At 59.0% G+C, this 13,439-nt stretch carries 12 protein-coding genes; 9 read left to right on the top strand and 3 right to left on the bottom strand.

All coding sequences use genetic code 11. From position 1 onward, the window contains the following. Positions 1 to 21 precede the first annotated feature (21 nt). Genes GA0071314_RS03335 through tatC form a run of 6 tightly spaced genes read left to right on the top strand, consistent with a single transcriptional unit; the run spans position 22 to position 4,189 of the window. Positions 22 to 660 carry a ubiquinone biosynthesis accessory factor UbiJ gene (locus GA0071314_RS03335; protein WP_074395312.1) on the top strand — a complete coding sequence of 213 codons (639 nt, stop codon included), beginning with the start codon at positions 22 to 24 and terminating at the stop codon, positions 658 to 660. Continuing rightward, positions 657 to 2,279 carry a ubiquinone biosynthesis regulatory protein kinase UbiB gene (gene ubiB / locus GA0071314_RS03330; RefSeq protein WP_074395311.1) on the top strand — a complete coding sequence of 541 codons (1,623 nt, stop codon included), beginning with the start codon at positions 657 to 659 and terminating at the stop codon, positions 2,277 to 2,279. Before GA0071314_RS03335 ends, ubiB begins: the two co-directional genes overlap by 4 nt. A gap of 21 nt (positions 2,280 to 2,300) precedes the next feature. After that, the gene (locus tag GA0071314_RS03325; RefSeq protein WP_074395310.1) at positions 2,301 to 2,663 is read left to right on the top strand and encodes a phosphoribosyl-ATP diphosphatase; all 363 of its coding nucleotides are present in this window, start codon (positions 2,301 to 2,303) and stop codon (positions 2,661 to 2,663) included. Positions 2,664 to 2,705: 42 nt separating this feature from the next. Next, on the top strand, positions 2,706 to 2,981 hold the full coding sequence (gene tatA / locus GA0071314_RS03320) for a Sec-independent protein translocase subunit TatA (RefSeq protein ID WP_074395309.1): 276 nt from the start codon (positions 2,706 to 2,708) through the stop codon (positions 2,979 to 2,981). 3 nt (positions 2,982 to 2,984) lie between these two features. Beyond that, a complete protein-coding gene (gene tatB, locus GA0071314_RS03315; protein WP_074395308.1) occupies positions 2,985 to 3,407 on the top strand; it encodes a Sec-independent protein translocase protein TatB in 423 nt (140 codons plus the stop codon). Then, positions 3,404 to 4,189 (top strand): twin-arginine translocase subunit TatC, encoded by a 786-nt coding sequence (gene tatC / locus GA0071314_RS03310; protein ID WP_074395307.1) that lies wholly within the window; start codon positions 3,404 to 3,406, stop codon positions 4,187 to 4,189. The genes tatB and tatC overlap by 4 nt, the downstream gene beginning before the upstream one ends. A 116-nt stretch (positions 4,190 to 4,305) precedes the next feature. Here the strand turns inward: tatC and elbB are convergent, their stop codons facing one another. Then, the gene (gene elbB, locus GA0071314_RS03305) at positions 4,306 to 4,965 is read right to left on the bottom strand and encodes an isoprenoid biosynthesis glyoxalase ElbB (protein WP_074395306.1); all 660 of its coding nucleotides are present in this window, start codon (positions 4,963 to 4,965) and stop codon (positions 4,306 to 4,308) included. 160 nt (positions 4,966 to 5,125) lie between these two features. Here elbB and hemB point away from each other — a divergent pair, with 160 nt between their 5' ends. Together hemB and ppk1 are read left to right on the top strand one after the other, a co-directional pair. Then, positions 5,126 to 6,139 carry a porphobilinogen synthase gene (gene hemB, locus GA0071314_RS03300; protein ID WP_074395305.1) on the top strand — a complete coding sequence of 338 codons (1,014 nt, stop codon included), beginning with the start codon at positions 5,126 to 5,128 and terminating at the stop codon, positions 6,137 to 6,139. Between the two features lie 139 nt (positions 6,140 to 6,278). Then, positions 6,279 to 8,471 (top strand): polyphosphate kinase 1, encoded by a 2,193-nt coding sequence (gene ppk1, locus GA0071314_RS03295; RefSeq protein ID WP_074395304.1) that lies wholly within the window; start codon positions 6,279 to 6,281, stop codon positions 8,469 to 8,471. Positions 8,472 to 8,534: 63 nt separating this feature from the next. On the opposite strand, the gene metE is transcribed toward ppk1, so the two are convergent. Continuing rightward, positions 8,535 to 10,832, bottom strand: a complete 2,298-nt coding sequence (gene metE / locus GA0071314_RS03290; protein WP_074395303.1) for a 5-methyltetrahydropteroyltriglutamate--homocysteine S-methyltransferase — start codon at positions 10,830 to 10,832, stop codon at positions 8,535 to 8,537. Between the two features lie 99 nt (positions 10,833 to 10,931). Between metE and GA0071314_RS03285 the strand changes: the two genes are divergently transcribed. Beyond that, entirely contained in the window at positions 10,932 to 11,870 is a 939-nt protein-coding gene (locus GA0071314_RS03285) for a LysR family transcriptional regulator (RefSeq protein ID WP_027336751.1), read from the top strand. Here GA0071314_RS03285 and GA0071314_RS03280 read toward each other — a convergent pair. Further along, a complete protein-coding gene (locus GA0071314_RS03280) occupies positions 11,833 to 13,428 on the bottom strand; it encodes an ATP-binding protein (RefSeq protein WP_074395302.1) in 1,596 nt (531 codons plus the stop codon). The genes GA0071314_RS03285 and GA0071314_RS03280 overlap by 38 nt on opposite strands. Positions 13,429 to 13,439 lie beyond the last annotated feature (11 nt).

The raw sequence follows: 13,439 nt of genomic DNA, 5'->3' as shown, positions 1-13,439 counted from the left end.
ATCAACCACCGAGAGGTCAGCATGCTGGTAACCCCGACCTTATTGCTGGCCGGATGTGAACGCACGTTGAACGCCTTGCTCGCCCGAGACCCGGCGTCGCCTGCACGGCTTGCGCAGCTTTCGGGTAGCCGCCTGCTGGTGCGCTTCGAACAGCCCCAACTTGCGCTGGTACTTCACTACCATGCCGCGGGTATTGACCTGTTGCGCGCCGACGATCTGGGCGACAACGACGTTGATGCGGTCGTGGAACTGACACCTGAAACGCTGTCGAGATGGCTGAGTGGCGCATCAGTAGAGCAGCTGATGTTTGAAGGTAAACTGGCAATGCGTGGTCAAGTACATTTACTGGAAGCCACGCGTACGCTGCTGCTTGACCTGGATCTCGACTGGGAAAACGAACTGGCGCGCTGGCTGGGCGACACCCCCGCTCATTCTCTTGCCGAAGGGTTACGGCGGGCTGCTGATTGGGGGCTGCGCACCAAAGAGGAGCTAGTGCAGGACGTTTCAGAATATGTCTTTGAAGAGGCCCGGTTGCTGCCTGGACGACAACAGCGTGATGTATTACGCGACCAGCTCACTGCGCTTGAGGTGGCCACCGACCGCTTAGAAGCTCGCTTTAAGCGCCTCGACCGACGACTTCGAGCGGAGGCGAATCAATGAGCTTGCGGCTTTTACGCATCAGTTGGGTCATTGCCCGTCATCGCCTGGATACGCTCCTGCCGCTTGATAGACTCCCCTGGTGGCTGCGTTTTCTGCTGTGGTTCTCGCCGCTGCGCCTGATGCCTATCGGTCAGCGCTCACGAGGCGAACGCCTTCGCCTCGCACTAGAGACGCTGGGGCCGATCTTCATCAAGTTCGGCCAGATGCTCTCCACCCGCCGAGACTTGCTACCTGAAGACATCGCCGATGAACTGAGGCGACTGCAAGACCAGGTACCGCCTTTTCCAGGCGAGCAAGCTGTGACCCGGGTCGAAAAAGAACTCGAAATGCCACTCAGTGAAGCCTTCGCCTTTTTCGACCCTGCTCCCCTGGCATCGGCTTCAATCGCGCAAGTCCATGTCGCCCGACTGCATAGCGGCGAAGACGTGGTGGTTAAAATCATTCGCCCCGGCATTGACCGCATCATGCGTCAGGACATGGCGCTGATGTACCAGGTGGCCAAACTACTGGCCAAGGTGCCCGAGGCGCGTCGTCTGCGCCCGGTGGAAGTGATCAGAGACTACGAGGCGACGCTTTTCGACGAGCTTGACCTGTACAAGGAAGCCGCCAACACCTCGCAGCTTAAGCGTAATTTCAAGGATTCTCCGCTGCTGTTTGTACCCACCATCTACTGGCCCTACACGCGTCGCCACGTCATGGTGCAGGAGCGTATCCGCGGCGTCCCCGTGGCCGACCTCGACACCCTCAAAGCCAGCGGTACCAACTTAAAAAAGCTTGCCGAACGCGGCGTGGAAATCTTCTTTACCCAGGTGTTTCGCGACAATTTCTTCCATGCCGATATGCACCCCGGCAATATTTTCGTCAACTGCGACAACCCGGAAGACCCTCAATATATCGCCATTGACTGTGGCATTGTTGGCAGCCTGACGCGCGAGGATCAAGATTACCTGGCACGCAACCTGCTGGCGTTTTTCCATCAGGATTATTACGAAGTCGCCGCGCTGCACATTGAGTCGGGTTGGGTAAGTGAAAATACCCGCGCCAACGAGTTTGCTGCGGCCATTCGAACCGTGTGTGAACCTATTTTAGAAAAACCGTTGAAAGATATTTCTTTCGGTCAGGTGTTATTGGGGCTGTTCCAAACCGCCCGACGCTTTAATATGGAAGTTCAGCCCCAGTTGGTATTGCTGCAAAAAACGCTGCTTAATATTGAGGGCCTAGGTCGACAGCTTTACCCAGACCTAGACCTATGGAGCACAGCAAAACCTTATCTAGAGCAGTGGATGAAAGAGCGTGCAGGATTGGGTGGGCTGTGGCGCTCACTAAAACGCCAGGCACCAGAGCTTTCACATCAGTTACCTGAGCTGCCAGTATTGGCACACCAGGCGCTTAGCCGCATGGAACACGAACACCGCCAACGCCATCAGCAAGCCTCCGCTATCAGCGCCATGCGACAGCAGTTGTCGCGGCAGGGCAAGCGCCAGCATCGTCTGCGCATTGGCTTGATTCTGTTAGGGTTAGCGCTCGCTTGGCAGCCGCTCAGTCAGTGGGCTAGCAGTCAACAATGGCCCGTTCTGGCTGCCGCTGCGATTGGCCTGCTACTGTTGGCGTGGCAATAGTTGAAGAACCTAAGGATCCCCATGGACACGACGACGCCTACCCCCAATAATGCGCCTGTACTGGATGCGCTCGACGAGGTATTACGTAAGCGTCGCCACGCCTCGCCGGACGATTCGTATGTTGCCTCCTTGCATCATAAGGGTTTGAACAAGATACTCGAAAAGCTGGGCGAGGAAGCCACAGAAACGCTGATCGCCGCCAAAGACGCCGAACATGGCAGTTTGGCCGAGCGTCAGGCACTGGTCGCTGAAACAGCTGACTTATGGTTTCATAGCTTGGTGATGCTGTCGCATTTGGGCATGGATCACCAAGACGTACTCAACGAGTTAGCGCGCCGATTCGGTATTTCCGGTCACGATGAAAAAGCGGCGCGCAAGCGCTAATCAACGGGCTTTGCAACGTACCCCCATCACGAGGACACGCATATGTTAGGTGGTATCAGTATTTGGCAGTTGCTGATTGTGCTAGGCATCATCATCCTGATTTTCGGCACCAAAAAGCTTCGCAATGTCGGTTCGGATTTAGGCGGGGCCGTTAAAGGCTTCAAAAAAGCCGTTCATGAAGACGAGAAGGACAGCGAGAAACAAGACGAAGAACAACCCCAAGCAAAAGTTCGCCACGACGAGTCAGGCAATACTTACGACGTTCAGGCAGAAGAGAAAGCAAAACAAGCGGCTGATAACAACGACGAGCGCAAATAAGCCATGTTCGACTTTGGCTTTTTTGAAATTCTAGTCATTGGCATCGTAGGGCTTTTGGTTTTGGGCCCTGAACGCCTGCCGCGCGCCGCACGCACGGCAGGCTTGTGGATAGGAAAAATAAAACGCACCGTCTCGGGCATGCAGCGTGAAATCAGCGCTCAGCTAGAGGCGGAAGAGCTGCGCCAAAAGCTCACCGACCAGCAAAAAAAGCTCGATGAGAGCCTACGCAAAGCCAAACAAGACGTGGAGCGGATTGCGGACGACCCCGAAAAACCAACGGCGCCGTCTCGCGATACGTCAACGTCGACGGAACAGCGTGCCGCCAGTGCTGCCTCGCATCTGGATGATGCGCTGGAGACCGTCCACGAGAAAGCGCCAGCGTCGCCCGACGCCGAGTCATCTACCAAGGACAGCAAGCAACCATGAGTACGTCTGGTGATTCGCAGGAGCCCAACAATGAACAGAAGCAAGCGCCGCTAATCGAGCATCTTATTGAGTTACGCTCACGACTGATGCGCGCGGTTATTGCTATTTTGGTTGTTTTCCTGGCGCTGTATTCGTTCTCAAACGATATCTATCTTTTCGTCGCCGAACCGTTGATGGCGCTGTTACCCCCGGGGTCGCAAATGATTGCCACCGAGGTGGCATCACCGTTTCTGGCCCCATTTAAACTGACCCTGGTGACGGCGTTGTTTCTCGCTATTCCTTTCGTACTCCACCAGGCGTGGTCGTTTATCGCGCCGGGACTTTACGATAACGAGAAAGCGCTGGCGATTCCGATACTGGTGTCCAGCATCCTGCTGTTCTACGCCGGCGCGGCGTTTGCCTATTACGTGGTGTTCCCCTTGCTGTTTGCGTTTTTCACCCAGACCGGGCCGGAAAACGTCACGGTCATGACCGACATCAATCAGTACCTGAACTTCGTGCTCAAGCTGTTCTTTGCGTTTGGCGTGGCGTTCGAAATTCCGGTGGCCACGTTTTTGCTGATTCTGTCCGGCGCCACCACAGTCGAGAGCCTCTCCCAGAAGCGTCCCTATATCATTTTAGGGTGCTTTATTATTGGCATGGTACTCACTCCACCTGACGTTATCTCGCAGAGTCTGCTGGCCATTCCCATGTACCTGCTCTACGAGGTTGGCCTGTTATTTGGTCGCCTGGTACGCAAACGGCGCAACGAAAAAGCCGCCGAGGAGCCGAGCGAGGAATAACATCACCGCCTGCGCTGCGCTTACAACAACAAGCCGCTGCCATAGAGCAGCGGCTTGTACGTTTGTACGGACAGCCTTCGCGCAACTTCGCGCGATTGGCAGGATGGGGCTGGAAACTAGTCCATCATTTCATCAATACGATCAACCAGTTTAAAAATACCTGTTGCCGCTTCGCTAATCCGCGTCGCCAGCATATAGGCAGGCGTGGTAACCACGCGATGCTCCAGGTCCACGACGATATCCTCGACGCTACAGCTGCGGTGCAGGCCTCCCATGGCGCTGATCGCCCCAGACATGCTGGGATCATTACCCACCGTCACCGCTATACCATCGCCTAGCAAGCGCGTCGCCAACACCGGCGCAATGCAGATCAAGCCAATCGGCTTGGCATCTTCGCGAAAGCCCGATAGGACCTCCTTGAATGACTCCAGCACCTGCATGCTGTCTCCCGCCGTGGCGAAATCCGACAGATTCTTGGCGACACCAAAACCACCCGGCACAATCACCGCGTCAAACTCATCGGCCGCCAGGTCAGTCAGCGGACTTATTTCACCTCGGGCCAGACGAGCCGATTCCACCAGCACGTTACGCCGTTCGTCCGCGTCGGCCTCCTGGGTGAGGTGATTTACCACATGGTGTTGCTCGATATCCGGAGCAAAACAACGATATCCTATTCCCAACTGGTCCAAGCGCAGCAATGTCAGGGTCGTTTCGTAAATTTCTGACCCGTCGAATACACCACAGCCAGCGAGAATCACTGCCACCTGTTTGGTCATGCTTATCTCCTTATGCAGGGCCTGCTCGTTCAGCAGCGTTTGCGCCACTTTAGTCAGTCTTGAGGCGCGCCACAAGACGGCTTTCGGTGCAGGTCAAGGCTGATATACTCAGCCAAGGCCAACAGACACCCTCATTTGCGAGTTTTTGTGGAGAATACCGTTGAGTACACCAACACCTCGTCACTTCCCCGCGACTCGTCTGCGACGCATGCGCCGCGACGACTTCTCCCGCCGCTTGATGCGCGAATCAACGCTGACGCCTGGTGATCTTATTCTGCCGGTGTTCGTGCTGGAAGGCAGCCAGCAGCGCGAGGCCATCGCTTCCATGCCAGGGGTAGAGCGCTTGTCGATTGACCTGTTGATCGAGCAAGCCCGCGATGCCTATGCATTGGGCATTCCCGCCATCGCGCTGTTCCCGGTCGTCGGCGGTGAACAGAAAAGCGAACTCGCCGAAGAGGCCTACAACGCCAACGGCCTCGTTCAGCGCAGCGTACGCGCACTTAAAGAGGCACTACCTGAGCTGGGCATTATCACCGATGTTGCTCTGGACCCATATACCATTCACGGGCAGGACGGCATCATCGATGAACATGGGTACGTAATCAATGATCGCACCGTCGACACCCTGCTAAAACAGGCGCTTTCTCACGCCGAGGCCGGTGCTGATGTGGTCGCTCCCTCGGACATGATGGACGGGCGTATTGGTGCAATTCGCCAGGTGCTAGAGCAAGAGCATCTTCATAACGTGCGTATCATGGCGTACAGCGCCAAATATGCGTCGCACTATTATGGCCCCTTCCGCGACGCCGTGGGCTCTTCTGCCAACCTGGGCAAAGCTGACAAGCGCACCTATCAGATGGACCCGGCCAACAGTGACGAAGCGCTTCATGAGGTGGCCATGGACATTTCCGAAGGGGCCGATATGGTGATGGTCAAACCTGGGATGCCCTACCTGGATGTTGTGCGGCGGGTCAAAAGCGAATTACGCGTTCCTACCTACGCATACCAAGTAAGCGGTGAATACGCCATGCATCGCGCCGCTTTCGACAACGGCTGGCTTGATGCCGACACGGTCATTTTGGAGTCCCTGATGTGCTTCAAGCGCGCCGGTGCAGACGGCATCCTAAGCTACTTTGCCCTGGACGCTGCGCGACTGCTGACGGCCAAGCGTTGACGCTATGTGTCTGAGGCAAGCTAACAGTAGATGACAATGCCGTGACACGTCTTTGTCATCTTCCTCCGCCATACTGCGTTAACAGGCGCGTATCAGGCAATGATATGCTCAGAGATGACTAACGCCGGAGGCAGTCACCATGGACGATCAGGTCACTGATAATTCGCCCTACCCACTCCATGATCATGGCGGCGGTGATAATGAGTCCTCCCCGCTGCGCGTCAATCGCACGCCCACGGGTGTGCAGGCGCGCGACGCACTGCCAGAAACCGACCTGGACGATCCGCAACTCTATTTCAACCGTGAGCTATCGCACCTGCAGTTCAATATTCGCGTATTGGAACAGGCGCTTGATGACGCGCACCCACTGCTCAACCGGCTGATGTTCTTACTGATTTTCTCATCCAACATGGATGAGTTCTTCGAAATTCGTGTCGCCGGGCTTAAGCACCAAATCGCCCTGGGCGACGATACGACGGGCGCTGATGGGCGGCTTCCCAAGGCGGTGCTTGCCGAAATTTCCGACATCGCCCACGCGCAAATCGTCCGGCAGTATGAAATCCTCAACGATACCTTGCTGCCCGCCCTGGAAGCCCAAGGTCTGCGGTTTCGCCGCCGCGATCAGTGGACCAAGGCGCAAAAGGACTGGGTCCAGGAACTGTTCAACAACGACATCATGCCGGTGATCAGCCCTATCGGGCTGGACCCTTCGCATCCCTTCCCGCGCCTGGTCAACAAAAGCCTCAACTTCATCGTCGAGCTTGAAGGCAAGGATGCCTTCGGCCGTGCCGGGGGCATGGCGATTCTGCCCGCCCCCCGTTCGCTGCCGCGCCTGATGGCCCTGCCCAAGCACCTGTGCAGCGAAGGCTTCACTGAGTACGTATTCCTCTCCTCGATGATTCACGCCCATGCCGAGGAGCTGTTCCCGGGCATGAAGGTGCGCGGCTGCTACCAGTTCCGCCTGACGCGCAATGCCGACATGAGCGTCGATCCGGAAGAGGTCTCCGACCTGGCCTCGGCGCTGCGTGGCGAACTGTTGGCTCGGCGCTACGGCAGTGGCGTGCGGCTGGAAGTCGCCGATAACTGCCCGGACGACCTGACCAACTTCCTGCTGCGCCAGTTTAGCCTCGAGAACGGCGACCTGTACCGCGTGCAAGGCCCGGTCAACCTGACCCGGATGATGTCGGTGCTGGGCGATGTCGACCGCCCCGAGCTGCTCTACAGGCCCTACTCGCCCGGCGTGCCCAAGGCGCTGAAAGGCGGCAGTCTGTTTGACGCCATCGCCAAACAGGACCTGCTGCTGCATCATCCTTTTCAGTCGTTTTCACCCATCGAGGACCTGCTAAGCGAGGCCGCGCGCGACCCTGACGTTCTGGCCATCAAACAGACACTCTACCGCACCGGCGCCGACTCACCCATCGTCAGTGCGCTGGTCGATGCCGCTAGCCAGGGCAAGGAAGTCACCGTGGTCATCGAGCTGCGCGCACGCTTTGATGAAGCCGACAACCTCCAACTGGCTTCGCGCCTTCAGGAAGCCGGCGCCATCGTGATTTACGGCATCATGGCCTACAAGATCCACGCCAAGATGCTGCATATCGTGCGCCGCGAGCGGGGCGAACTGCGCCACTACGCGCACCTGGGCACCGGCAACTACCATTCCAAGACCGCCAAACTGTACACCGACTACAGTCTGCTGACCGCCAACAAGGCGCTGTGCGCCGACGTTCATCGGGTGTTTCAGCAGCTGTCGGGAATGGGCCGCGCGCGCAAGATCGATACGCTGCTCCACGCGCCGTTTACGCTACACGACCGGTTAATGGAAATGATCGACCGTGAAGCCCAGGTGGCAAGCAAGGGAAAACGCGCCCATATCATCATCAAGTGCAACTCGCTGACCGAGCCGCAGCTGATCAAGGCGCTTTATCGTGCTTCCCAGGCAGGCGTGGAGTGCGACCTGATCATTCGCGGCATGTGCTGCCTGAAGCCCGGCGTACCGGGGGTGTCGGACAACATTCGCGTTCGCTCGATCATTGGACGCTTTCTGGAGCACACCCGGGTTTTCCATTTTCATAACGACGGCAAGCCGGAAATCTGGTGCTCGAGCGCTGACCTTATGTCACGCAACATGTTTCACCGCGTGGAAACCTGCTTTCCCCTGCTCGATAAGAAGCTCGCCACCCGGGTCCGCAAGGACCTGGAAACCTACCTGGTGGATAACTGCCAAAGCTGGCTGCTCCAGAGCGACGGCAGCTACCATCTTCAGGACCCGGGCGGCGGTGATGCCATTAGCGCTCAGGAAACGCTGCTTTACGCCTACGCCACCAAGAGCTGACACGTCCCAGACCAACCCCGGCCGCGAGCCGGGTTTAACGTCACCGGGTCGCGCCCCCTATGCTCAGGCGTAACGCGCGCGCAGTTGCCTGGCCGCCTCGACCATATTGGCCAGCGCAGGCTCCACTTCCGCCCAGCCACGGGTTTTCAAGCCGCAGTCCGGGTTGACCCACAGCCGCTCGGCGGGAAGCTTGTCCAGCGCTTTTTCCATCAGCGCCACCATCCAGGCCACGTCGGGGATATTCGGCGTGTGGATGTCGTAAACGCCGGGGCCAATGTCGTTCGGATAGGCAAAGTCCTGGAAGACCTCCAGCAGCTCCATATCCGAGCGCGACGTTTCGATGGTGATCACGTCGGCATCCAGTGCCGCGATCGCGCCGATAATATCGTTGAACGCCGAATAGCACATATGCGTATGGATTTGGGTGGCATCGTCAACGCCGGCGGCGCTTAACCGGAAGCATTCCACCGCCCAGTCCAGATAGCCCTGCCATGCGCTCTGGCGCAGCGGCAGCCCCTCGCGCAGTGCGGGCTCGTCGATCTGAATGATCCGGATACCCGCACGTTCCAGGTCCAAGACTTCGTCGCGCAGCGCTAGAGCGATCTGCCGGCAGGTGGTCTCACGCGGCTGATCGTCGCGTACAAAGGACCACTGCAGGATGGTCACCGGGCCGGTCAGCATGCCCTTCATGGGTTTATCGGTGAGCGTTTGCGCGTACGCACTCCAGCGCACGGTCATGGCCGCCGGGCGCGTCACATCGCCGAAGATGATCGGCGGTTTGACGCACCGGGAGCCGTAGCTTTGCACCCAGCCAAAGCGGGTAAAGGCAAAGCCATCCAGCTGTTCGCCAAAGTATTCCACCATGTCGTTACGCTCGGCTTCGCCGTGCACCAGCACGTCAAGGCCCAGGGCTTCCTGGCGCTCGACGGCATAGGCAATCTCTGCACGCATCTGCGCTTCGTAGTTGGCCTGGCTCAAGGAGCCGGCTTTGAACGCCCGCCGCGCCGCACGGATATCATGGGTCTGCGGGAACGAGCCAATCGTGGTAGTCGGAAACAGCGGCAGCGCCAGCGTCCGGCGCTGTACTTTCGCCCGCTCGGCATAAACAGAGCGACGCTGGCTGTCGCCGGGCGTCACCGCCGCCACGCGTCGATTCACCGCTGCCTGGTGGATGCGCGCTGAATCACGCCGGGCATCCAGCGCCTGGGTGGCCGCCGCTAACCGCTGCTTGTCCAGGTCGGTCGTCCGGTGATCGAGCAGGCGGGCCAGGGTCACCACCTCATCAAGTTTCTGGCGGGCAAAGGCCAGCCAGCTGACCAGCGATTCATCGAGTTCGGTTTCCTGGGCCAGGTCCACGGGCACGTGCAGCAGCGAACAGCTGGGCGCCAGCCAGAGCCGCCTCCCCAGGCGTACCTTGAGCGGGCGCAAGCGCTCAAGCAGCGCCGCAAGGTCGGCGCGCCAGATATTGCGCCCGTCGATAACGCCCACCGACAGCACCTGATGAGGCCCCAGACGGTCAATCACCTGGTCGACCTGTTGCGGCGCGCGCACCGCATCAATGTGTAGCCCCTCCACCGGCAGCCGGGTTGCCAGCGACAGGTTATCGTCCAGGCCGCCAAAGTAGCTGGCCACCATCAGCTTCAAGGGTGCGGACTGCAATCGATGGTAGGCGCGCTCGAAGGCCTGTTGCCAGGCTGGGGGCAGGTCCTGCACCAGCGCAGGCTCATCCAGCTGCACCCACTCAACGCCCTGGGTGGCAAGCCGTGCCAGCACTTCACTGTAAACGTCCAGGACGCTGTCGAGCAGCGTCAGGCGATCAAACTCACTGCCTTTGGCTTTGCCTAACCACAACCAGGTCAGCGGTCCGGTAAGGGTGACCTTGGGGGTAAACCCGGCGCGCAGGGCTTCATCGACTTCGTCGAAGAGCCGACTGGAGGAAAGCGCAAAGCGCTGCCCTTCGTATAGCTCGGGGACCAGGTAGTGATAGTTGGTATCGAAGTACTTGGTCATTTCGCAGGCGGGCGCAGGCTCACCGCTGGGTGCGCGCCCCCGTGCCATGCGAAAGGCGGCATCCAGGTCAACGTCGCCTGCCGCCACTTCGCGGCTCGCATTGAAGCGCTCGGGCACCGCACCCAGCAGTACGGAAACATTCAGCACCTGATCATAAAATGCGAAATCGCCGACGCTGACCAGATCAAGCCCGGCGGCCTGCTGGTCGCGCCAGTGGCGTAGCCGCAGCTCACGGCCGGTCGCTTCGAGGGTCTGACGAGAGCAGTCGCCCTGCCAGTAGGCCTCGGTGGCTTTTTTAAGCTCACGCTGGGCACCAATACGGGGATAGCCGAGAATATGAGAAACTGTCATGATGAAACCTTGCAACGTGAATGATTTCGTACAGTCTGGGCACCACCGATAGGTGAATCAAACTAAAGATTCTAATACCAACCATGAAAAAATTTCACCATGATTGAATTGCGCCATTTACGCACCCTCCTCGCGCTGCGCGAGACCGGCTCACTGGTTGAGGCCGCTGAGCGGGTACACCTCACCCAGTCGGCACTCTCGCACCAGCTGAAAGACCTAGAGAACCGTGCGGATAGCCCGCTGTTTGTACGCAAGACCCGTCCGGTTGAATTTACCCGCGCCGGGCTAAGGCTGCTGGCACTCGCCGACCAGATTCTGCCCGAAGTGCGCAAAGCCGAGCGTGACCTGGCACGCATGGCGGGGACGGAACTTGGCCGGCTGCACATGGCTATCGAATGCCACAGCTGTTTTCAGTGGCTGATGCCCACGGTGGATTACTTTCGCGACCATTGGCCCGAGGTGGAAATCGACATCCCCAGCGGCCATCATTTCGACCCGCTACCCGCCCTGGCACGCGAGCAGTTGGACCTGGTCATCACCGCCGACCCACAGCCCCTGGACGGCGTTCACTACGCGCCTCTGTTCCGCTACGAGGGGTTACTGGCGGTTGCCCGTCAGCATCCATTTGCCGCGTATAGCTTCGTCACGCCCGAGGCATTGGCCGAGGAAACCCTGATCACCTACCCGGTCGAGCAATCCCGGCTGGACGTTTTCACCCAGTTTTTGACACCCGCCGAGGTACGCCCGCGGGAAATCCGCACGGCCGAGCTTACGATCATGATGATGCAGCTGGTCGCCAGCGGGCGGGGTGTCTGCGCGCTGCCCAACTGGGCGCTCACCGAATACCTGGAGCGCGACTACGTCAGCGCGGTCAAACTCGGCGAACAGGGGGTGTGGAGTACGCTCTACGCGGCCGTTCGGGAGGAGACGCTGGAGGCGCCGTGGATGCAGGATTTTCTGCGCACGGCGAAAGAAACCTCGTTTGCCGTATTGAGTGGTATCAAACCGGCGACTCGCGACGCGGAATCAGCAGCGTAAACCGCGCGCCGCCCAGGGAGGGGCTGGTATCCACCGTCACGCTGCCGCCGTGGCCGGCCATGATCTTCTGCACAATGGACAGCCCAAGCCCATAGCCACCGGAACTGCGCGCCCGGCTGTCGTCCAGGCGGGCAAAGGGTTTGAACACATCGGCCCGGGCATCGGCAGGAATCCCCGGCCCGTCGTCTTCCACGTCAATGCGCACCAGATGGGGTTCATCCCACAGACCGATGACCACCTTGGACTGGCCGTAACGGCAGGCATTGCTGACCAGATTTTGCAGTGCGCGCTGCAGATAGCGCGGTTCGCCGAGCAGCTCGATGTCAGGCCCCGGCGCCAGGGTGATTGCCAAGCCTTCGTGGAGCGGCGAGAGCGCCTCCACCACCCGCTCGGCCATCGCCCGACATTCGACCAGCGACATTTCGAGCTCCGCCCCGTTGACCGTCTCACCCCCCAGGCGGGCATAGGTGAGAATTTCATCGACCAGCTCATCAAGCTCGGCGATGTCGGCATCGATCCCCTGCAGTTGGCGCCTGATGGCAGGCTGGTCGGTCATGTCATCGACCATTTGTACCGCAAAGCGAATGCGCGCCACCGGCGTGCGCAGTTCGTGGGACACGGCCCGGATCATTTCCTGCTGGCCGCGTAGCAGCGACTGCACCTGATTGGCCATGCCGTTGAAGGCCATGCCCAGGCGCCCCAGGAAATCGCCACTTTCGACCTTTACGCGTGTTTCCAGGCGTCCGCTGGCGATACGCGTGGCGGCGAGTTCGAGTCGCGCCATGCGCGACTCGATACTGCGCATTACCAGATAGATAATCAGCGCCAGTACGACCATCAAGGCCATCAGCAATGGCAATTGAAGGTTAAACGGCAGGTTGGCGCCCCCCGTTTCGGGCCCCGCTTCAATCCACTGCGAGCCGTCAGGTAGTTGATAAACAAAGCTTATGGACAGTTGCTCACCGCTTAACCGCGTTACCACTTCACCACGAGCGAGCTGAGCCTGCTGTGCCTCGCTCAACCCGCTAGGCGGTCGGTTTGAAAGCGCCAGTGGCCAGCTACCCTGCTGCAAACCCCCAAGCTTGTCTTGACGTTCACTAACGCTAAGCGGCGAAAGCCAGGCGCCGAGCATCACGATGGTGGCGTGCCATTGTTGCTCGCGCCAGGAAGAAAAATCGGCCTGTAACAGCCAGGGTTGGTCGGGGAGGCGCCGCTGTAGCCGCCAGGGGGACGTTGCTACCAATACTTTTCCCTGCTCCAAGCGGGCGCGTTCAAAGTAGCTCAGCGAGGCGTCTTCCAGTGGCACCAAGGTTAACTGCATATCAAGTTGCTCACCCCAAACGTTTAGCTGCGTTTGGCGTTCTTGCGGCGAACTATCAACAAGTTGCTGCGCCATTAACGACATCGGCAGTGCCGTTAGTGCCTCACGATAATCTTCGCGGCTGATCTGCTCGATAAAAGCGCGCCCGCCTAAAGCAATTAAAAACACCGTTAACAGTGCGGCACCCAGCAGCAAATAAAAACGTAAAAACGAGCCGTGGCTGAGCACCCCTCGCATGAGGCTGTCCT

The sequence above is a fragment of the Halomonas sp. HL-93 genome, from assembly GCF_900086985.1.
In the GTDB taxonomy this organism is placed as follows: Bacteria; Pseudomonadota; Gammaproteobacteria; order Pseudomonadales; family Halomonadaceae; genus Vreelandella.
The sequence above is the reverse complement of the archived record's forward strand: the minus strand, read 5'-3'. Positions and strand labels throughout refer to the sequence as shown.